Genomic DNA, 21,103 nt, shown 5'->3' on the forward strand with positions numbered 1-21,103 from the left:
CCGCATTCCCGCCGCCTGCGTGGCTGAAGCTGCTCCTTTGTTTCTTGAAGGAGCACTTCAACCATGACCGAACACCCCTCCCCGCCCACACCGGCTAGCCGGGTAAGTGCTTTTACCCTCGCCAATGGCCTGCGCGTCTGTCTGCGTGAAGACCACCGCGCACCTCTGGTCAGCGTGCAGCTTTGGTATCACGTGGGTTCCAGCTACGAGCCCGAAGGCCATACCGGCCTTTCGCATGCCCTTGAACATTTGTTGTTCGAAGGCAGCAGCAAACTGGCTGGCGGCCAATACTCCGCCCTCATGACCCAGTTGGGTGGTGAGGCAAATGCATTCACCCTCACGGATGCCACGGCCTTCCCGCTGACGTTGCCAGCCAGCCGCCTGGAGATCGCTCTGGAAGCCATGTCCGATATCATGGCCAGTGCCACCCTCAGCGATGCACCCTTTGCCCGCGAACTGGCGGTTGTCATGGCCGAACGACGCGAGGATGTCGATAACAACCCGTGGGCATTGGCTCTGGAGCATCATCTGCTGCTAGCCTATGGCAACAGCGGCTATGGTACGCCTGTGATCGGCCACAAGACCGACCTCGGCCACATGACGCCTGCGGCGGCACGCACCTGGTACCAGACCTGGTATCACCCCAACAACGCGACGCTTGCAGTGGCCGGCGCCATTACCCTGGCGCAACTGCAAACGCTGGTAACGCGACATTTTGCAGCGATCCCCGCGCATCGCCTGCCAGCCCGGCAAATACCTGCAGAGCCCTCCTCGCTGGCTCGGCGCGTCCAAACCCTGCGCCAGCAAGGCCTGCGCACGGGTGTGATCATCAGTTTCAACCTACCCAGTCAATGCACCGCCCAGTCTGAGTCACAAGCCTATGCACTGCGCCTGCTACCCCAGATTCTTGCCCAAGGCCAAGCCAGCATCCTCCAGCGCCTGCTGGTGCACGATGAACCGCTACTGCAAGGTGTGGGGGCGAAGTACGAGCCCTGGCAGCGTGGGGACAGCCTGCTCATCATCTACGCGTTCTGCAGCCCGCAAGTGGCACCCGAGGCGGCGGCAGAACGGCTGCTGATGGAGATCGAAGCGTTCCGCCAGTCAGCGCCCGGCAAAGAAGACCTCCAGCGCGCCAAGGCACGGCTTCTGGCCGGGCAATTATTCGACAGGGACGATATCAGTCACCAGGCAGATGCCATCGGCAAGCAGGCCGCCTGTGGCCTGGACCCTGTTGCACTGGAGGATGAACGGCAAGCCATCGAAGCCGTGACAGCCGAGCAGGTAGGCCTGGCTGCCTATGACTTCCTGACCGAATCCCGGACCACCATTACCTTTACGTACCAGAAGGCAAGCGCTGATGAATGACTTGAGCTCAAACCCACAGCGTCCTGCTGCGATCAGTCCAGTTCATGGTGGCCTGGTTTCGGCCCAGGGGGTTGATCTTGACCGCTTGGAACCCATTGATACGCAGGTGCAAGCGTGGACCACAGATAACGGCACAGGTGTGAAATTCGTCGAAGCCCGAGGGCTGCCAATTGTCGATATCGTGCTGCGATTCAAGGCCGGCACGACTCAGGACACCGCACTCCCCGGCCTGGCATCCCTGGTGTTGTACATGCTCGACGAAGGCAGCCAGCTGCACACCGCCACCCAGCAAGCAGAGCAACTGGAGCGCCTGGGGGCTGTTTTGGAAAAGCAGATACGCCTGGAGCACGCGACCCTGAGCCTGCGAAGCCTGAGCACCCATGCGCTGTTCGACCCGGCGCTGGCGCTTTTCATTGACCTCGTCGCACGCCCTGCCTTCACCGCCGACGCGTTAGCCAAGATAAAATGCCAACTGCTGCGGCACAATGCATCTCGTGAGCAGTACCCCCGCCTTAGGGCGCGCAGCGAAGCCTTTCGTCATTTGTTCAGTGGGCATCAATATGGCAACCCGCTGGGGAGCACCCAGCAAGGGATAGACCAGACTACGCCTGAGGATCTGAAGCGCTTCCACCAACGTGCCTACTGCGCAAGCAACCTGGACATCGTGATAGTGGGTGACGTTTCCGTTGCACAGGCCCAGGCCATTGCACAACGGATCAGTCAGGCCCTACCCCAAGGCTGGTCCGCAATCGAGCTGCCGACGGCTGCCCCGGCAGCCGGCACCACGCTCAACGTCGAACAGCCTGGCGCGAGCAGTGCCGTCCTGATTGCGTTACCCATGGGCGTACCCGCCCATCATCCGGAATATCAGGCCATGGTGCTGGCCAACGAGGTGCTAGGGTCGGGAATCGCGTCCCGCTTGATGAATGAACTGCGGCACCGCCGCGGGTTGACGTATGGCATCCATACCCGGGTAAATGCATTGAGCGCGGGTGGCCTGTTCAGCGCCGAATGGGACATCACGCCCGCGTATGTCGAAGGCTCTCAAGAACTGGTGGTGACCTTGCTGCGCGAGTTCATCGACCAAGGGCCAACCCAGGCCGAGCTGCAAGTGGCGCGTAAACAGCTGGCAGGGCAACTGCTGCGCGATGTGGCACAGAACAAGCACCTGGCAGCCTTGCTCACGCAGATCACCTATCAACGCCAGCCCGCCGATTATCTCGCCACCCGCATCGAGCGCCTCGCCAGCCTGACACCAGAAGACGTCCGCGCCGTCATGCAGCGTCGGCTGGATCTGAGCAACGCAGTACGTGTCAGTGTCGGCCCACGCGCCGAGCAACAGCCGCTGCCAGCCACCGACCAATAGCGCAGGTACAGTGGCGCTTTTTCATGGCACTCTAGGCAGGCACATCACGAGTTGCCCAGCATGCCCAGCCAAAGCGCCACCTTCCGTCCGGCCATCGGCCTGTCCAACCCCCACCTGCAAACGCTGTGGGGGCCGCTGTGGCGCAAACTGCCAGACCTGCAGCGCAACCGCGAGCGCTTGTGGCTGGCCGACGGCGACTTCATCGACCTCGACTGGCACGGCCCGCATCAGCCACAAGCGCCACTGGTACTCGTGCTGCATGGCCTGACCGGATCGTCTCAATCACCTTATGTAAAAGGCTTGCAGCAGGCGTTGCAACGTCGCAACTGGGCCAGCGTGGCGGTGAACTGGCGTGGTTGCTCAGGCGAGCCCAACCTGTTGCCACGCAGCTACCACTCCGGTGCCAGCGAAGACCTGGCGGAAATTGTCAGTCACCTGCGCGCCCAGCGCCCGTTGGCCCCGCTGTATGCCGTGGGTTACTCACTGGGTGGTAATGTGCTGTTGAAATACCTGGGCGAAAGCGGCGTTGCCAGCCAGCTGGAGGCGGCAGTTGCAGTGTCGGTGCCATTTCGCCTGGACCACTGTGCCGACCGTATCGGCCAGGGGTTCTCCAAGGTGTATCAGGCGCATTTCATGCGCGAGATGCTGGCGTACGTTCAGCTCAAGCAGCGGCACTTCCACGACCAGGGCCAGCATGAACGGCTGGCGGCGCTGGAGCGGCTGGGGCAATTGAGCAACCTGCGCACATTCTGGGACTTCGACGGCAAAGTCACTGCCCCACTCAACGGGTTTCGAGATGTGCACGATTATTATCGTCGCTCATCGAGCCACTTCTTTCTCAGCCACAACCGCACGCCGACGCTGATCATCCATTCCAGCGATGACCCGTTCGTGTCCGCCCATAGCCTGCCTACGGCCCGTGAACTGGCACCCCAAACACGCTTCGAACTGCACAGCCGCGGTGGCCATGTGGGCTTCGTCGATGGCAGCCTGCGTCACCCAGGGTATTACCTGGAGCGGCGGATTCCGCAGTGGCTGGTCGAAGGCCAGTAAGCACCGCAGTTTTCATTGGCAATACCGGCCTGATCGCCGGGCCTGCTTACTCGCCGGTAGCTACGGCACGCTGCGGGTTGTTGATCCACTCGCTCCACGACCCGGCGTACAGCTTGCCCAGCGGGTACCCCGCCAGCGCCATCGCAAACAGGTTATGGCAAGCCGTCACCCCAGACCCGCAGTAAGACACCAACTGCTCCGGTGCCCGCCCGGCCAGCTTTTCGGCAAAGCGCTGCTTGAGTTGATCCACAGGCAAGAAGCGCCCGTCAGCCCCCAGGTTGTCGGTAAACGCCGCGCACTGGGCCCCGGGAATATGCCCCGCCACCGGGTCGATCGGCTCCACCTCACCGCGAAAACGCGGCACGGCTCGCGCGTCGATCAAGGTCAGGTCTGTGCTCCCGAGACGCTTGCCCAAGTGGTCGGCATCGATCAGCAGCTTGGCATCCGGCTCACCACTGAAGGTGCCTTCGCGCTTGGGCGGTGAGTCCAGGCTCAACGGCAGGTGCGCCGCATGCCAGGCCTTCAGGCCACCGTCGAGGATCGCCACACCGTTGCGCTTGCCCAGCCAGACCAGCAGCCACCAGGCCCGGGCGGCAAAGGCACCCGGGCCATCGTCGTACAGCACCACCTCGCTGTCGTTGTCCAGGCCCCACTCACGCAGGCGCGCGACCAGCCGCTGCGCATCTGGCAGTGGATGACGCCCGGTGCGCCCCTTGCTCACCGGCCCGCTGAGGTCGCGGTCCAGGTCGGCAAAATGCGCCCCGGCAATATGCCCCTGGGCATAGCTGCGTTGGCCATAGTCCACATCCTCGAGGGCAAAGCGACAGTCGAGGACCACCAACTTGGGCGAGCCCAATCGCTCGGCCAACTGCTGCGGGGTGATCAATTGCGCAAGGGGCATGACAATCTCCTGATCGATGGCACTAGGGCCCTGGGCTAGCGCTCCAGAGCCTGGTTGAACGGTACATGGAATTCCTGGCACAGGGCGTCCACGGCGGCGCGGGCGTTGTCGGTGACGAAGCCCAGTTCCAGCACCAGCACCTGATAGACGCCCCGCTTGAAGGCTTCTTCACCCAGATGCGCGGAATGCTCACGCGTGGTGCTGAGAAAACGAACCCAGGACGTCAGCACGATCCAGGCATTGATGGTCAGCGATTCGATCTGCGCCGGCACCATGGCCAGGATCCCCGCGTCGACAAAGCCACGGTAGATCGCCTGGCCCTGGCGCAGGCAGCGCTCGGAAAAACGCCGGTAACGGGCGGCAAGTTCCGCGTCACTGTCCAGCAGGTGCTCCAGGTCGCGGTGCAGGAAGCGGTAGTTCCACATCGCCGCCAACAAGGCCTTGAGGTAGAAGCGCTTGTCCTCCACGGTGGCCTTGCGGCCTTGGGGCGGGCGCAGGAAGCTGTCGACCAGTTCTTCATACTGGCTGAACAACAGGGCAATGATCGCCTGCTTGTTGGGGAAGTGGTAATACAGATTGCCGGGCGAGATTTCCATGTGCGCGGCAATGTGGTTGGTACTGACGCTGCGTTCGCCCTGCTCGTTGAACAACTCCAGGCTGTTCTGCACGATGCGCTCTCGGGTCTTCATGCGCGGGGCCATGCTCAGCTCCCAGTCTGCGGGCCTTCATCAAAGGATCATCTTACGGCGTATTGCTGGTGGAAGCACCGTTCGACGCCACGGAAAAATTCGCACCATCGTGCAGATTAGAGTATAGGCTCTAGGCACTCACTGCCCGGATCCGAAGCCGCCATGAACGCGCCCAGTGCCTTGTCCTCAGTGCAATCCGACCTCGACCTCGCAGCGATGTTCGCTGCCCAGCGCCAGGCATTTGCCGGCAACCCCCTGCCGCCGGCTGCCCAGCGCCTGCAATGGCTGAGAAGCCTGCGCGAAGCCCTGCTGGCCGGCCAGGCCGGATTGATCGAGGCCATCAGCGAGGACTTTGGCGGGCGTAGCGCCGACGAAACCCTGCTGGCCGAGCTGCTGCCCTCGATACAGGGCCTGCGTCACGCCGAAAGGCACCTGCATCGCTGGATGCGCGCCAGCCGGCGACGGGTCGGCCTGGCCTTCCAGCCCGCCAGCGCTCAAGTACGTTATCAGCCGCTGGGGGTGGTCGGTGTCATCGTGCCGTGGAACTACCCGCTGTTCCTCGCCATCGGCCCGCTGACCTGCGCCCTGGCCGCCGGCAACAGAGTCATGCTCAAACTCAGTGAAGCCACACCCGCCAGTGCCCAAGCCTTGAAACAATTGCTGGAGCAAGTGTTTCCTGCCGACCTGGTCAGCGTTGTGCTGGGCGAGGTAGAGGTGGGCCAGGCCTTCGCCCGCTTGCCCTTCGACCATCTGCTGTTCACCGGCGCCACCAGCGTAGGCCGACAGGTCATGCTGGCTGCCGCGCAGAACCTGACCCCGGTCACCCTGGAGCTGGGCGGCAAGTCACCGGCCATCGTGTCGGCCGATGCGCCGCTGGACAGCGCCGCCGAGCGCATCGCCTTCGGCAAGACCCTCAACGCCGGCCAGACCTGCGTCGCCCCCGACTATGTGCTGGTGCCACGCGAACGGCTATCAGCCTTCAGCGACGCCTATCAGCAGGCCGTGCGGCGTATGTACCCACGCATCGCCGACAACCCCGACTACACCGCCATCATCAACCCCCGCCAGCTTCAGCGCTTGCAGCACCTGCTGGACGATGCCCGCGACAAAGGTGCGCAGGTACTGGACCTGTACCCCGCTGAAACCCGCCAGGGCCGGCGCTTGCCACCCCACCTGCTGCTGGACGTCAACGACAGCATGCAGGTAATGCAGGACGAAATCTTCGGCCCGCTGCTGCCACTGGTGCCCTACGACAGCCTCGACCAGGCGCTGGCCTACATCAACCAACGCCCGCGCCCTCTGGCGCTTTACTACTTCGGTCATGACCGGGCCGCCCAGGAACATGTGCTGCGCCACACCCACTCTGGCGGGGTTTGCCTGAACGACACCCTGCTGCATGTAGCCCAGGACGATCTGCCTTTCGGCGGCATCGGCCCTTCCGGCATGGGCCACTACCATGGCCACGACGGTTTCCTGACCTTCAGCAAGGCCAAGGCGATACTCGCCAAGCACCGCTTCAACGCCGCACGGCTGATCTACCCGCCTTACGGCAAAACTTTGCAGCGCCTGGTCTACAAGCTTTTCATCCGCTGAGCGCCTGCCTGTGCACCGTATGCCATCAGTGCCAGGCTCACCGAGGCCTTGATTGCCCGCCTGGCACACAGTGCATGACAACGATTGCGGCCCCTGTCTATAGTGCCATCAGCTGGCCGCATGACTTGGCCAGGCGCAGTCGCTGCGCTACCATCCGACTCCCCAACGCACTCCAGCCAGGATGACGCGATGAACCGAGTGTTGTACCCGGGTACTTTCGACCCCATTACCAAAGGCCATGGCGACCTGGTCGAGCGCGCCTCGCGGCTGTTCGACCACGTGATCATCGCGGTGGCGGCCAGCCCGAAGAAAAACCCCCTGTTCCCACTGGAGCAGCGGGTGGCGCTAGCGCGTGAGGTCACCAAGCACCTGCCCAATGTCGAAGTCATCGGCTTCTCCTCCCTGTTGGCGCATTTCGCCAAGGAACAGGGCGCCAACGTCTTCCTCCGTGGCCTGCGTGCGGTGTCCGACTTCGAGTACGAGTTCCAGTTGGCGAACATGAACCGGCAACTGGCCCCCGATGTCGAGAGCCTGTTCCTGACGCCTTCGGAGCGGTATTCGTTCATTTCCTCGACCCTGGTCCGGGAAATCGCCGCACTGGGTGGTGATATCAGCAAGTTCGTCCACCCGGTGGTGGCCGAAGCGCTGACTGAACGCTTCAAGAAGTAAGCCCAATCGCCTGATTATCGCGCCCGCGTGCACTGCGGGCGCGAATGCGGCACAATTGTGCCCATTGCGTTGAACATGCCCGGGCACTGAGCCCCGGCCGGAGTCCCCATGTCCCTGATAATCACCGACGATTGCATCAATTGCGACGTCTGCGAACCCGAGTGCCCGAACGAGGCCATCTCCCAAGGCGAAGAGATCTACGTGATCGACCCTAACCTGTGCACCCAGTGTGTGGGCCATTACGACGAGCCGCAGTGCCAGCAAGTCTGCCCGGTCGACTGCATTCCGCTGGATGAAGCGCACCCGGAAACCGAAGAACAGCTGATGGCCAAGTACCGTCGGATTACCGGCAAGGACTGATCACTGCCTGCTCGCCTCTGTGCGGTCCTTGTGGGAGCGGCCTTGCGTCGCGATGGGCCGCACAGCGGCCCCGGCAATTTTTGCTGCGAAGCTAAACCAATGGGGCCGCTTCGCGCCCCATCGCGACACAAGGCCGCTCCCACAGGGGACAGCGATACACCTTAGCGCTGGCAGCGCGGGCAATACACGCTCGCCCGCTGCCCCAGCTTCACCTCGCGCAACTCCGTGCCGCACACCTTGCACGGCTGCCCGCCACGGCCGTACGCAAACAGTTCCTGCTGGAAGTAACCCGGCTGCCCATCGCCCCCGATGAAGTCGCGCAGGGTGGTACCGCCGCGCTCGATCGCCGCCGCCAGCACCCGCTTGATCTCGATCGCCAGCTTCAGGTAGCGCGCCCGTGAAATCCCGCCCGCCTCCCGACGCGGGTCGATACCTGCAGCAAACAGCGCTTCAGTGGCGTAGATGTTGCCCACCCCCACCACCACCGCGTTGTCCATGATGAACGGCTTGACCGCCATCGACCGCCCGCGCGACAGCTGGAACAGGCGCTCACCGTCAAACAGATCAGTCAGCGGCTCTGGCCCGAGGCGCAGCAATAGCTCGTGGTTCAGCGGGTCCAGGCTCCACAGCATGGCCCCGAAGCGGCGCGGGTCGGTGTAGCGCAGCATCAGCCCCGACTCCAGCTCGATGTCGACATGTTCATGCCGGGCCGCCGGCAAACCCAGTTCGACCAGCCGCAAGTTGCCCGACATGCCCAGGTGGCTGATCAGCGTACCCACCTCGGCATTGATCAACAGGTATTTGGCGCGCCGCTCGACACTGACAATGCGCTGCCCCGACAGGCGCACGTCCAGGTCTTCCGGGATTGGCCAACGCAAGCGCCGGTCACGCACCACCACGCGGCTGACACGCTGGCCTTCCAGGTGGGGCGCGATACCGCGCCGGGTGGTTTCTACTTCTGGCAATTCCGGCATGTGTCAGTGCCCGCTCAGCTCGCGAATGTTCTGTTTGAGGTTTTCGAAATCGTATTCCGACAAGCCAATGTAATCGAGCACCAGCGGGCCGACCGCGTTCCATTCGTGGTCCACCGCCTGGTTGCCCAGCACCCGGTAGGACGCGCAGATGTGCTCGGCCATCTTCAGTACCGCCAGCAGGTTTTTCAACTGGCTCTGGGTATTGCGCGAGCTCTCATCACGGAACACGGCCAGTGCATTGTGATGGGTGGCGATGGCTGCCGTGAGGTGCTCAGGCAGGCGCCACGACTTGGCGGTGAAATAACCGACTACCGAATGGTTGGTGTTGAACACGCGGTTTTCGGTGTCGACGACCCGCGTTTGCGCGCTGGCCTGAGCATAGGCCTGCACCAGCACATCCATGTAGTCGGGGAAGCGCTTGAGCATCAGCGGCACGCCACAGTCATGGAACAGGCCCAGGGTGTAAGCCTCGTCCGCGGCCTGGACACCGGTGCGCTTGGCCAGCGTCAGGCAGGTCATCGCCACGTCCTGGGCGGTATCCCAGAAGCGGTTGAGGGTGACGATGGTCTCGTCGCTCATCTCGCCCTTGATCGACTGGGCGTTGATCAGGTTGATGATCGAACGGCTGCCCAGCAGGTTCACTGCGCGCTGGATCGAGCCGATCTTGTTGGAAAGGCCGAAGTGCGGGGAGTTGACCAGCTTGAGCAAGGCGCCCGAGAGCCCCGGGTCCTGGGAAATCAGCTTGGCAATGGTTTCCAGATCCGGGTCAGGCATGTATTGCTCGAACTGCAGGTCGACCATGATCTGCGGTTGCGGCGGAATGGTGATGCCTTGCAAGGCTTGCTGGATCTGTTCGGCGCTGAGTTCTTGGGACATACGTGCACACTCGTTTAGGACCGGGGATTTTAACCCTCTCTGCGCTCGCCGTGACAGGTGCAGCGGCTGCGAGATTGAGCGCCACGCGCGCGGCGCTCGATCTCCCAGGCGCTGCACCTCTAAAGGCGAAAGCACCGCAGACACGCTATACTCCCGCTCTTTTTTCCCGGAGCGACGTCATGTCCCTGCCCAGCCTTCGCCTCAAAGCCAACGCCGACCGCCGCCTGCGCGCCGGCCACCTGTGGGTCTACAGCAACGAAGTCGACGTCACCGCGACCCCGCTGCAAGGCTTTCAGGCCGGTCAGCAGGCCGTTCTCGAGGCAGCCAACGGCAAACCGCTGGGCATCGTCGCACTCAGCCCGAACAACCTGATCTGCGCCCGCCTGCTGTCGCGCGACATCAAGCTGCCGCTGGACAAGTCGCTGCTGGTACACCGCCTGAACGTCGCCCTGTCGCTGCGCGAGCGCCTGTTCGATCAACCATGCTACCGCCTGGTCTACGGCGATTCCGACCTGCTGCCGGGCCTGGTGGTCGACCGCTTCTTCGATATCCTCGTGGTGCAATTGGCCTCGGCCACCATGGAAGCGCACAAGGACGACGTGATCGCTGCCTTGGTGCAGGTGCTCAAGCCCAGCGGCATCCTGTTCAAGAACGACTCCGCTGCGCGTGATGCCGAAGGCTTGCAGCGCTATGTCGAGACCGTCTACGGCGAGGTGCCGGACTGGGTGCCGCTGGAAGAGAACGGCGTCAAGTTCGAAGCCCCGGTGCGTGAAGGCCAGAAGACCGGCTGGTTCTACGACCACCGCATGAACCGCGCGCGCCTGGCGCCGTACGTGAAGGGCAAGCGTGTACTCGACCTGTTCAGCTACATCGGTGGCTGGGGCGTGCAGGCCGGTGCCTTCGGCGCCAGCGAAGTATTCTGTGTCGATGCCTCGGGTTTTGCCCTGGATGGCGTGGAGCGTAACGCTGCACTGAACGGCATCAGCGAGAAGCTGACCTGCATCGAAGGCGACGTGTTCGAAGCCCTGCGCGAGCTCAAGGCTGCCGAAGAGCGCTTTGACGTGATCATTGCCGACCCACCCGCCTTCATCAAACGCAAGAAGGACCTGAAAAACGGCGAAGCGGCCTACCGCCGCCTGAACGAACAGGCCATGCGCATGCTGAACAAAGATGGCATTCTGGTCAGCGCTTCGTGCTCGATGCACTTGCCCGAGGACGACCTGAACAACATCCTGCTCACCAGCGCCCGCCACCTGGACCGCAACATGCAGCTGCTCGAGCGCGGTGGCCAAGGCCCGGACCATCCGGTACACCCGGCCATTGCAGAAACCCGCTACATCAAGAGCATCACCTGCCGGTTGCTGCCCAACAGTTAAGTAAGGGTTCCGGGAATTCCGTTTAGTTTCCCGAAACGCCGATTACGGCCTCGGCCTGCACAGCCGAGGCCCTTCCCATATTTCGTACAGCAGTGTCGATTAAGGGCCTACGCCTGGCATTTCTGCCAGTTGTCTTCGCCCCCTCACCGGATTCCAATAAGCCCAGCCACCCGGGAAAATTGGAGAAAACGGCAATGAGGAATAACCATCACCACCAAGGGCTGGAAGCCCCAACCATTAAAGAAGCCAACAGCGATAACTTCTTACCGTTTGAAACACTAAACCAAGGCATAACCATCCTGATTCCAGGGTCGAGCGTATTCCAGAAAGGCGACCACATCGTCATAAACGTGGGCCAGATAAGCAGCTTTATATTATTAGATTGTGAAGCGCCCGGGGAAACAATCGAACATTTCATATCCGGCGAACGGCTGAATGAGCAGCATGGGCGCCGCGTCACGTTAAATTACATAATCGTTAGAACTGGCAATACATCACCGACCACCACGTATGATTTCGGTGCAGAGCTCTATCATCCTGTTGCAAAAGACATCGTAGAAGGCGTGCTGCCTTGGGACGCTGTAAAAAATGGGTTCAGCGTTACGATACCCGTGTACCCTGGCGCCACACCATCCGATACCATTCGGCTGTTCTTTGTAGGGTCCCACCCTCTCGCCAGTGGAATACTTGAAGAACAATTCGGCGACGTGGGGCAACCACTCGAAATAGCCATTGGAAAAGAATTGACGTTCCCCACCAACGGCGGCGAAGTGCACATTATTTATCAAGTCGTCCGTGACGGCGAGGCACGCACTTCCCCCTCTGTCAGCTTCTGGAGCGAAGCTCAGGTATTGGCTCCGAACCCGACCCACATGTACGCGGAGGACGCCTACTCCCCCGCCCAGATGAGTGCTGTTGAGAGCAGCCCAGGGAAATATGCTTTTACCACAGCATTGAGCGCCGAGCTGATAGCGGGCGATGAAGTTTTTTTACTGGCCCTGAACAGTGCTTCGCGTAAAAATGAAATTGCTCACAAAAAAATAAGTGAGCCCACAGAAACGGTAGAGCACACGCTTTCAAAACCCAACCTTGATTACATGTCAAGTTTTAAACTAGTGGCACTGGTACGCACCCCAGCAGCCACCTGCTCATCTCACACGCGCTCAATCGTTATAAAAAGCGCTTAACACCGCATTCAGCTGCAGCTATGGGTTCGTGGCAAGCCGATAGCAGCTGGCCTTTCAAGGCAGCTTAAGGCTTGGAGTGCACTGCTTGTCAGCGCCACGGGGCGGGTTTCAGAACGGTCCTGCAAAAACGCCCATCGCGCGCCCGATGCCACCGCCCAGACACATCGCCATTCCCTCGCCGCGCCAGCGGTGTAGAATCGGGCTATTCATCGCCAGTCATCCCCGGCGGGTTTATGAGCTCTGGTCGAGCACGCGGCGATCCCGTGCTGTCTTCGGCCCCATCCGTGCCAGTGGCAACCGGCCTAAGGCGCATAGGAAAAGAGAAGCTCACTCCCCTTTTTGTGACCTGATTAAGCCGCCAGGAGTGCTTCATGCCTGATTATCGTTCCAAGACTTCCACCCAAGGCCGCAACATGGCCGGCGCCCGTGCCTTGTGGCGTGCCACCGGGATGAAAGACGAAGACTTCAAGAAACCGATCATCGCCATCGCCAACTCGTTCACCCAGTTCGTCCCGGGCCACGTGCACCTGAAGGACCTGGGCCAGCTGGTCGCCCGCGAGATCGAGCGCGCCGGTGGCGTGGCCAAGGAATTCAACACCATCGCGGTCGATGACGGCATCGCCATGGGCCACGACGGCATGCTGTACTCGCTGCCAAGCCGCGAGATCATTGCCGACGCCGTGGAATACATGGTCAACGCCCACTGCGCCGACGCCATCGTGTGCATCTCCAACTGCGACAAGATCACCCCCGGCATGCTGATGGCCGCCCTGCGCCTGAACATCCCGGTGATCTTCGTTTCCGGCGGCCCGATGGAAGCCGGCAAGACCAAGCTGGCCAGCCACGGCCTGGACCTGGTCGACGCCATGGTCATCGCCGCCGATGCCTCGGCCTCCGATGAAAAAGTCGCCGAATACGAGCGCAGTGCCTGCCCGACGTGCGGTTCGTGCTCCGGCATGTTCACCGCCAACTCGATGAACTGCCTGACCGAAGCCCTGGGCCTGGCCTTGCCGGGCAATGGCTCGACCCTGGCCACCCACGCCGACCGCGAGCAGCTGTTCCTCACTGCCGGCCGCACCATCGTCGAGCTGTGCAAGCGCTACTACGGCGAGAACGACGAGTCGGTGCTGCCCCGCAGCATCGCCAACTTCAAGGCGTTTGAAAACGCCATGATGCTCGACATCGCGATGGGCGGCTCGACCAACACCATCCTGCACCTGCTGGCCGCAGCCCAGGAAGGCGAAGTCGCGTTCGACCTGCGTGACATCGACCGCCTGTCGCGTAAAGTGCCGCAGTTGTGCAAAGTGGCGCCGAACATCCAGAAGTACCACATGGAAGACGTGCATCGCGCCGGCGGCATCTTCAGCATCCTCGGTTCGCTGGCCCGTGGCGGCCTGCTGCACACCGACCTGCCGACCGTGCACAGCCGCAGCATGGAAGAAGCCATCGCCAAATGGGACATCACCCAGACCGATGACGAAGCCGTGCACACCTTCTTCAAGGCCGGCCCTGCCGGTATCCCGACCCAGACCGCATTCAGCCAGTCGACCCGTTGGGAAACCCTTGATGACGACCGTGAAAACGGCTGCATCCGCAGCTTCGAGCACGCCTACTCGCAAGAAGGCGGGCTGGCCGTGCTGTACGGCAACATCGCGGTCGACGGTTGCGTGGTGAAAACCGCCGGTGTCGACGAGTCGATCCACGTGTTCGAGGGCAACGCCAAAATCTTCGAGAGCCAGGACAGCGCCGTGCGCGGCATCCTCGCCGACGAGGTGAAAGCCGGCGACATCGTGATCATCCGCTACGAAGGCCCGAAAGGCGGCCCGGGCATGCAGGAAATGCTGTACCCGACCTCGTACCTGAAGTCCAAAGGCCTGGGCAAGGCCTGCGCCCTGCTCACCGACGGCCGCTTCTCGGGCGGCACCTCGGGCCTGTCGATCGGCCACGCCTCCCCAGAAGCTGCTGCTGGCGGCGCCATCGGCCTGGTCCGTGATGGCGACAAGGTATTGATCGACATCCCTAACCGTTCGATCAACCTGCTGGTCAGCGACGAAGCGCTGGCCGAGCGCCGCATCGAGCAGGACAAGAAGGGCTGGAAACCCGCTGAAGTACGCCCACGCAAAGTGACCACCGCGCTGAAGGCCTACGCCCTGCTGGCGACCAGTGCCGACAAAGGTGCGGTGCGCAACAAGGCGATGCTCGAAGGGCTCTGAGGCTTTTCTAGCGTGAAAGAAGAACCGGCGCCCTGGGTGCCGGTTTTTTTATGCCTGTTCCGGCCTCTTCGCGGGCACGCCCGCGAAGAGGCCGGAACAGACAACGCAACAACTACTGGATTTGCTCCGGCGTCACGATCACCCAGTTCTTGTCCGCCGTCACCGGCAACCCTTCCTTGGCCTGCGCCGCCGCATTCCTGGTAATCATGCCGTTGAGCTGGTCCATGTACTTGGCCTTGCGGTTTATCCACAGGTGGATGCCGCCCTTGCCCACATCCACCCCGTGGAACTGCATGTAGCCATCGCTGGTCGGCGTGTCGCCGCCCACCAGCACCGGCTTCTTCCATTCATCGATGTAGGTCAGGATGGCCGCCTGCTTGCCCGCCATCCAGGTAGCCGGGGTCCACAGATACGGGGTCAGCTCCAGCCCTTCATTGGCCTTGGCATCGTAATGGCCGGCACTGATCTGCTTGCGCGCCGTGGTCAGTTGGCCATTGCTGCGGTCCTTTAACAGCAGACTCACGCCAATCACGTTCTGCGGCTTCACGTTGTAGCCGTACTTGGGATCTGATGCGACCATGCGCACCAGTTCCTCGGAGGCAGCAGAAATCACATAGACCTCGATGCCGTTCTCCATCAGTTTGTTGTACAGCTCGGCCTGGCCCCTGAAGACCTTGGGGGGCTGTACTTCGATGGCCTTGACCTGGTCACCTTCGTAATAAGTGCTGGGGATGGGCTTGGTCGAAGCCATCAGCTCATCCACCTGCACCTTCAACTCCTTCAGGGTAAAACCGGAAAACACCTGGGCCACCCACGGGTAGCAGACCATATCGTCGACTTCGCACAACCGGTAGTAGTAGCTGAACAGGCTTTCCTTGTGCTCGGCAGTGTCCTTGAACGGCATCAGTTTCAGCGAAGGGTCGAGCTTGTCGCGGCTCAGCAGGCCTTTGTTTTCCATGAAGGGCAGCAAGGCTTCTTCCAGGTCATAACGGTAACTGGTGTTGTCCATGTCGAACACCGCGTAGTTACCTTTATTGGCATTGGCGGCGATCATGCTGTCGAGCTGCCTGGCCGCTTCGGCAGGCCAATGTTGGAGCTCGGTGGCGAAGGTTTCGATACTGAACAGCAGGGACAGGCCGATGGCGGCAGCTTTCACAGCGGATTTCATGTACGAATCTCCTGAAAGTGACCCAGAAACGCTAGTGCAACAATCACCCCTGGCAACCCTCGATAACGACCTCCAGACAGCCGTAAACGCCGTGTTCATTGCAATACGCGACACTTCGTTATTCCATAAACGACTATGCAAATTCCATTTGGGTATAAATTCGTTTGTTTTCAGGCTGTTAGCATTTCCGTTCGCAATCGCTCACAGAGGCGATGCCAATTCTGCTTTTTTCTGCTGGAGCTTCAATGAACCTGCCGCTGTCCCTAAACCTGCTGGCGTTCCTGGCCCTGTTGCTGGGCCTGGCACAAACCCGCCGCACCGACTGGAGCCTGGCCAAGAAGGTACTGCTGGGCCTGGTGCTGGGCGTCGTCTTCGGCCTGGCCCTGCACACGATCTACGGCGCTGGCCACCCCGTGCTCAAGGCCACCATCGCCTGGCTTGACCTGGTCGGCAACGGCTATGTGGGCCTGTTGCAGATGATCGTCATGCCGCTGATCTTCGCCTCGATCCTCAGCGCCGTGGCGCGCCTGCACAATGCCTCGTCGCTGGGCCGCATCAGCGTGCTGAGCATCGGCACCCTGCTGCTGACCACCGCCATTGCCGCGCTGATCGGCATCGTGCTGACCAACCTGTTCGGCCTGAGTGCCGAAGGCCTGGTGGCCGGTGTGCAGGAAAGCGCCCGCATGCAGGTTATCCACAGCGACTACGCCGGCAAGGTCGCGGACCTCAACATCCCGCAGCTGCTGCTGTCGTTCATCCCCAGCAACCCGGTGGGTGACCTGGCGCGGGCCAAGCCGACGTCGATCATCAGCGTGGTGATCTTCGCCGTGTTCGTCGGCCTGGCCGCGCTGCAGCTGATCAAGGACGATGCCGAGAAAGGCGAGCGCGCCCTGTCGGCCATCGACACCCTGCAAGCCTGGGTGATGCGCCTGGTGCGGGTGGTAATGAAACTGACCCCGTATGGCGTGCTGGCGTTGATGACCAAGGTGGTTGCCAGCTCGAACATGGAAGACATCCTCAAGCTGGGCAGCTTCGTGGTGGTGTCGTACCTGGGCCTGGGGCTGATGTTCGTGGTGCATGCCCTCATCCTGGCGGCGACCGGTGTGAGCCCGCTGCGCTTCTTCCGCAAGGTGTGGCCGGTGCTGACCTTCGCCTTCACCAGCCGCTCCAGCGCCGCCAGCATTCCGCTGAACATCGAAGCGCAAACCCGCCGCCTGGGTGTGCCGCAGTCGATTGCCAGCTTCAGCGCATCGTTCGGCACCACCATTGGCCAGAACGGCTGCGCTGGCCTCTATCCCGCCATGCTGGCGGTGATGGTGGCACCGGCGGTGGGCATCGATACCTTCGACCCGCTGTGGATCGCTACCCTGGTGGCCATCGTCACGCTGAGTTCTGCAGGGGTTGCCGGCGTGGGTGGCGGGGCCACCTTTGCCGCGCTGATCGTGCTCCCAGCCATGGGCTTGCCGGTGGAGCTGGTGGCGTTGCTGATTTCGGTGGAGCCGCTGATCGACATGGGCCGCACGGCGTTGAACGTCAATGGCTCGATGACCGCAGGCGTGGTGACCAGCCAACTGCTCAAGGAGACAGACAAGGATGTGCTGGCTGACGATGAGCACGCCGAGTTGAGCCACTCCTGAAACGGCTGGGGCCATTAATGCGGCCCCAGAATCATCACACCTTGTTCCACACCTCGAAGTGATACGCAGGCTTGTCCGCCTCTGCCTGCGCTTCACTCGACGCCAGTTGCCACTCCCCTTTGTCGAACTCGGGGAACCACGCATCACCTTCCGGCTCAAGCTCCACCCGGGTCAGGTACATGCGGCTCACCAAGCTTTTCTCCAGCGCCTGTGCATACAACTGCGCGCCGCCGATCAGCATCAGCTCATCCACGCCCTGCTCGCGTGCCCACTGCCCGGCGCGCGCAATCGCGTCTTCCAGCGAGGCGAAAACCTCGGCACCCGCCAATTCCAGGCCCGGTTGGCGGCTGACCACGATATTCAAACGCCCCGGCAGCGGTCGGCCCAGGGAGTCCCAGGTCTTGCGGCCCATGATGATCGGCTTGCCCAGGGTGGTGGCCTTGAAGTACTTGAAATCCCCCGGCAAATGCCAGGGCATGGAATTGTCGATGCCGATCACGCGGTTCTCGGCGAGCGCCGCAATCAGGCTGAGGGGGAGTGAAGTCGTCATGCAGCGAGGATAGCAAACCCGCGGTGGGTTATGCTTCTGCCCTGAACCGTGCAATGGAAGACCTTGTGACTGGACCGACTCCACTGGACAAGCGCTGGCTCACCGAAGCGGTACGCCTGCGCGAGGAACACGCCGGCCCCCTGGAGGACCAGGAAGCCAACCGTCGCGCCCGCCAATTGGGCGGCGACCTGGCGGCCCGCATCGAAACCCGTGCACTGTTCCTGGCCGAACGCGATGGCATGAGCACCGCCCTGCGCCACTGGAAGCAAGGCGCGCGCCTGGCGCTGCTGGCCTTGCTGCTGATGGCCGTGCTCAGCGGCGCGGGCCTGGCCCTGGCCGCCCTGGGCGACGGGCAGCGGCCGGTGAACGTGTTCTGGGCCCTGGGCAGCCTGCTCGGGCTGAACCTGCTGATGCTGCTGGGCTGGGCCATCGGTTTTGCCGTAAGCGGCGAGCATGGCGCAGGGCTGGGCCGCTTGTGGCTATGGCTGAGTGAACGCTTTGCCCGCGATGCCAAGGCCGCACACCTGGCACCTGCGCTGCTTGTGCTGCTGCAACGCCAACGCCTGAACCGCTGGCTGCTCGGCCTGCTGGTGCATGGCCTGTGGCTGCTGGCCATGCTCACCGCCCTGGGCATGCTGCTGGCCTTGCTGGCGACCCGGCGCTATGGCTTTGTCTGGGAAACCACGCTGCTTGCCGCCGACCCGTTCATCCACCTGACCCAAGCCCTGGGCGCCCTGCCTTCGCTGCTGGGCTTTGCCGTGCCTGACGAAGCCATGATCCGCGCCAGCGGCGACACCTTGCCGGCCCTGGAGCAAGCCCGACAGGCCTGGGCCAGCTGGTTGCTGGGGGTGGTGCTGGTGTATGGCCTGTTACCACGCCTGGTACTGGCTGCATTGTGCCTGTGGCGCTGGCGCCAAGGCCGCGAGCGCCTGGCACTGGACTTGAGCCTGCCCGGCTACGCGCAACTGCGTGATGCACTGATGCCGCGCAGCGAACGCATCGGCGTGCAGGATGCCGCACCCGAGGCCCTGCCACAGTTTGCCGCCGGCCAGCTGGAAAGCGGCAGCAGCGGTGCCCTGCTGGTGGGCCTGGAACTGGACGACCAGCGCCCCTGGCCGCCCGCCCTGCCGAACAGCGTGATCGATGCTGGCGTGCTCGACAGCCGCGAATCGCGCAACAGGCTGCTCGAACAACTCAGCCGCTTCCCCCCGGCACGCCTGGCCATCGCCTGCGACCCCCGGCGCTCACCCGACCGCGGCAGCCTGGCGTTGCTCGCCGAACTGGCGCGCAATGCCGGCGCAACCCGTATCTGGCTACTGCAGTCCGCACCCGGCCAGGCTGTTGATGCCCAGCGCCTGGGCGATTGGCACGAAGCCCTCGACCGCCTTGGCCTGCAGCACGCCGACACCTCACCACTGACCTGGCTGGAGCATGGCCATGACTGAGCCACTGAAACTGGCTGTGGTCGGCCATACCAACGTCGGCAAGACCTCGCTGCTGCGCACGCTGACCCGCGACGTAGGCTTTGGCGAAGTGTCCCACCGCCCCAGCACCACCCGCCATGTAGAAGGTGCGCGCTTGTCGGTGGACGGCGAACCCTTGCTGGAGTTGTACGACACCCCGGGCCTGGAGGACGCCATTGCCCTGCTCGACTACCTGGAGCGGCTGGAGCGCCCGGGCGAGCGCCTGGACGGCCCGGCACGTCTGGAGCGCTTTCTGCAAGGCAGCGAGGCGCGCCAGCGCTTCGAGCAGGAGGCCAAGGTGCTGCGCCAGTTGCTGGCCAGCAATGCCGGCCTGTACGTGATCGACGCGCGCGAGCCGGTGCTGGCCAAATACCGCGACGAACTGGAAGTGCTGGCCAGCTGCGGCAAGCCGTTGCTGCCGGTGCTCAACTTCGTCGCCAGCCATCAGCACCGCGAGCCGCAATGGCGTGAAGCCCTTGCCCGGCTTGGGCTTCACGCGTTGGTGCGGTTCGACAGCGTGGCCCCGCCCGAGGATGGCGAGCGCCGCTTATATGAAAGCCTGGCCCTGCTGCTGGAGGATGCTCGCCCGGCCCTGCAGCGGCTCATCGACGACCAGCAGGCACAGCGCCTGGCCCGCCAGCACAGTGGCAAGCGGCTGATTGCCGAGTTGCTGCTGGACTGCGCCGCCTGCCGGCGTAGCGTCGAGGCCGAGCCAGCGGCCGAAGCCAAGGCCATAGAGGCGCTGCGCCAGGACATACGCCAACGTGAACAGCGTTGCGTCGAAGCCCTGCTCAAGCTGTATGCCTTCCGCCGCGAGGATGCCCATGCCAGCGACCTGCCGTTGCTCGATGGCCGCTGGGGCGATGACCTGTTCAATCCCGAAACCCTGAAGCTGCTGGGCGTGCGCCTGGGCAGCGGCGTGGCGGCCGGCGCTGCAGCCGGGGCCGGCGTCGATCTGCTGGTCGGCGGGCTTACCCTCGGCGCGGCAGCGCTGGCCGGGGCGATTGCCGGCGGTGCGCTGCAGACGGCGCGTAACTATGGCTCACGGTTGATGGGCAAGCTCAAGGGCAAACGCGAGCTGACCGTGGACGACACGGTATTGCGCCTGCTGGCTTTGCGTCAGCAGCAGTTGATGGTGGCGCTGGATAACCGCGGGCATGCGGCGCAAGACAGCATCAGGCTGGGTGAGCTGGATGAGAAGGCATGGCGCGAGGGCAAGTTGCCAGAAGCACTGGTGAAGGCGCGGGCGCACCCACAGTGGTCCACCCTCAACCCCGGGGCGAAGCTGAATCAGGCTGAGCGGCAGGAGCAGTTGGAGGCGTTGGTTTCACAGATCTGAGCCCGCAGGGTCTGGCCTCTTCGCGGGCAAGCTCGCTTCCACAGGGATAGCGCAGTTTTTTAGGCGTGTGCGGTCTCTGTGGGAGATTCTATGGTTTCTGGCAAATTGCATTAGGGCCGCCAGGCGTTTGCCTATGCATTTCCATCGCCTGTGAGATCGAGCGCCGCCCGCGCGGCGCTTCGCGGGGCAAGCCCGCTCCCACATTTGTTGCAACGTGCCAAACCTGTCAGGCCATAGTTGTAAGCCTTGTTGGCTTGACGCGATTACTTGGCTGCCGCCGCCGCCCCGCCCTGTTTCAAGACATGCACCAAGGCTGACAACGCC

18 protein-coding genes are annotated in these 21,103 nt (G+C 62.7%); 12 read left to right on the forward strand and 6 right to left on the reverse strand.

The window, feature by feature from the left end; translation table 11 throughout:
• Window positions 1-63 precede the first annotated feature (63 nt).
• From LU684_RS06895 to LU684_RS06905, 3 genes are read left to right on the forward strand one after another with little or no spacing between them, the layout of a single operon-like run.
• The gene (locus LU684_RS06895) at window positions 64-1,365 is read left to right on the forward strand and encodes a M16 family metallopeptidase (RefSeq protein WP_232894324.1); all 1,302 of its coding nucleotides are present in this window, start codon (window positions 64-66) and stop codon (window positions 1,363-1,365) included.
• Window positions 1,358-2,731: a M16 family metallopeptidase gene (locus LU684_RS06900; RefSeq protein WP_095116171.1), complete on the forward strand. Its 1,374-nt coding sequence runs from the start codon at window positions 1,358-1,360 to the stop codon at window positions 2,729-2,731. The genes LU684_RS06895 and LU684_RS06900 overlap by 8 nt, the downstream gene beginning before the upstream one ends.
• Before the next feature lie 60 nt (window positions 2,732-2,791).
• Complete coding sequence (locus tag LU684_RS06905; protein ID WP_023048382.1) at window positions 2,792-3,784, forward strand: hydrolase; 993 nt, start codon at window positions 2,792-2,794, stop codon at window positions 3,782-3,784.
• A gap of 46 nt (window positions 3,785-3,830) precedes the next feature.
• Here the strand turns inward: LU684_RS06905 and LU684_RS06910 are convergent, their stop codons facing one another.
• Both LU684_RS06910 and LU684_RS06915 read right to left on the reverse strand, forming a co-directional pair.
• Window positions 3,831-4,685: a sulfurtransferase gene (locus tag LU684_RS06910; RefSeq protein WP_060516934.1), complete on the reverse strand. Its 855-nt coding sequence runs from the start codon at window positions 4,683-4,685 to the stop codon at window positions 3,831-3,833.
• Window positions 4,686-4,720: 35 nt separating this feature from the next.
• Window positions 4,721-5,386 carry a TetR/AcrR family transcriptional regulator gene (locus tag LU684_RS06915; protein ID WP_016489660.1) on the reverse strand — a complete coding sequence of 222 codons (666 nt, stop codon included), beginning with the start codon at window positions 5,384-5,386 and terminating at the stop codon, window positions 4,721-4,723.
• 150 nt (window positions 5,387-5,536) lie between these two features.
• Between LU684_RS06915 and LU684_RS06920 the strand changes: the two genes are divergently transcribed.
• From LU684_RS06920 to LU684_RS06930, 3 genes are all read left to right on the forward strand, one after another.
• Window positions 5,537-6,967: a coniferyl aldehyde dehydrogenase gene (locus LU684_RS06920; RefSeq protein ID WP_191087078.1), complete on the forward strand. Its 1,431-nt coding sequence runs from the start codon at window positions 5,537-5,539 to the stop codon at window positions 6,965-6,967.
• Window positions 6,968-7,156: 189 nt separating this feature from the next.
• Complete coding sequence (gene coaD, locus LU684_RS06925) at window positions 7,157-7,636, forward strand: pantetheine-phosphate adenylyltransferase (RefSeq protein ID WP_016489662.1); 480 nt, start codon at window positions 7,157-7,159, stop codon at window positions 7,634-7,636.
• A gap of 108 nt (window positions 7,637-7,744) precedes the next feature.
• Window positions 7,745-7,996: a YfhL family 4Fe-4S dicluster ferredoxin gene (locus LU684_RS06930; protein WP_016489663.1), complete on the forward strand. Its 252-nt coding sequence runs from the start codon at window positions 7,745-7,747 to the stop codon at window positions 7,994-7,996.
• A gap of 161 nt (window positions 7,997-8,157) precedes the next feature.
• Here the strand turns inward: LU684_RS06930 and mutM are convergent, their stop codons facing one another.
• A complete protein-coding gene (gene mutM / locus LU684_RS06935; RefSeq protein ID WP_016489664.1) occupies window positions 8,158-8,970 on the reverse strand; it encodes a bifunctional DNA-formamidopyrimidine glycosylase/DNA-(apurinic or apyrimidinic site) lyase in 813 nt (270 codons plus the stop codon).
• 3 nt (window positions 8,971-8,973) lie between these two features.
• Window positions 8,974-9,792, reverse strand: a complete 819-nt coding sequence (locus LU684_RS06940) for an HDOD domain-containing protein (RefSeq protein ID WP_232894458.1) — start codon at window positions 9,790-9,792, stop codon at window positions 8,974-8,976.
• A gap of 233 nt (window positions 9,793-10,025) precedes the next feature.
• Between LU684_RS06940 and LU684_RS06945 the strand changes: the two genes are divergently transcribed.
• The 3 genes from LU684_RS06945 (at window position 10,026) to ilvD (ending at window position 14,622) form a co-directional block, all read left to right on the forward strand.
• Window positions 10,026-11,222: a class I SAM-dependent rRNA methyltransferase gene (locus LU684_RS06945; protein WP_016489666.1), complete on the forward strand. Its 1,197-nt coding sequence runs from the start codon at window positions 10,026-10,028 to the stop codon at window positions 11,220-11,222.
• Between the two features lie 194 nt (window positions 11,223-11,416).
• Window positions 11,417-12,409 (forward strand): hypothetical protein, encoded by a 993-nt coding sequence (locus tag LU684_RS06950; protein WP_145913570.1) that lies wholly within the window; start codon window positions 11,417-11,419, stop codon window positions 12,407-12,409.
• A gap of 371 nt (window positions 12,410-12,780) precedes the next feature.
• Window positions 12,781-14,622 carry a dihydroxy-acid dehydratase gene (gene ilvD / locus LU684_RS06955; protein ID WP_016489668.1) on the forward strand — a complete coding sequence of 614 codons (1,842 nt, stop codon included), beginning with the start codon at window positions 12,781-12,783 and terminating at the stop codon, window positions 14,620-14,622.
• Window positions 14,623-14,734: 112 nt separating this feature from the next.
• On the opposite strand, the gene LU684_RS06960 is transcribed toward ilvD, so the two are convergent.
• Window positions 14,735-15,790 (reverse strand): phosphorylcholine phosphatase, encoded by a 1,056-nt coding sequence (locus LU684_RS06960; protein ID WP_016489669.1) that lies wholly within the window; start codon window positions 15,788-15,790, stop codon window positions 14,735-14,737.
• 245 nt (window positions 15,791-16,035) lie between these two features.
• Between LU684_RS06960 and LU684_RS06965 the strand changes: the two genes are divergently transcribed.
• Complete coding sequence (locus LU684_RS06965; protein ID WP_023048385.1) at window positions 16,036-17,427, forward strand: L-cystine transporter; 1,392 nt, start codon at window positions 16,036-16,038, stop codon at window positions 17,425-17,427.
• A gap of 34 nt (window positions 17,428-17,461) precedes the next feature.
• Here the strand turns inward: LU684_RS06965 and LU684_RS06970 are convergent, their stop codons facing one another.
• Entirely contained in the window at window positions 17,462-17,977 is a 516-nt protein-coding gene (locus LU684_RS06970) for a dihydrofolate reductase (RefSeq protein WP_232894326.1), read from the reverse strand.
• Between the two features lie 53 nt (window positions 17,978-18,030).
• Between LU684_RS06970 and LU684_RS06975 the strand changes: the two genes are divergently transcribed.
• Both LU684_RS06975 and LU684_RS06980 read left to right on the forward strand, forming a co-directional pair.
• On the forward strand, window positions 18,031-19,422 hold the full coding sequence (locus tag LU684_RS06975; protein WP_197888679.1) for a DUF2868 domain-containing protein: 1,392 nt from the start codon (window positions 18,031-18,033) through the stop codon (window positions 19,420-19,422).
• Window positions 19,415-20,779 carry a GTPase/DUF3482 domain-containing protein gene (locus tag LU684_RS06980; protein WP_060516944.1) on the forward strand — a complete coding sequence of 455 codons (1,365 nt, stop codon included), beginning with the start codon at window positions 19,415-19,417 and terminating at the stop codon, window positions 20,777-20,779. Before LU684_RS06975 ends, LU684_RS06980 begins: the two co-directional genes overlap by 8 nt.
• The last annotated feature ends 324 nt before the right edge of the window (window positions 20,780-21,103 follow it).

This window comes from Pseudomonas sp. NMI542_15 (assembly GCF_021283425.1).
Taxonomy (GTDB): domain Bacteria; phylum Pseudomonadota; class Gammaproteobacteria; order Pseudomonadales; family Pseudomonadaceae; genus Aquipseudomonas; species Aquipseudomonas fortuita.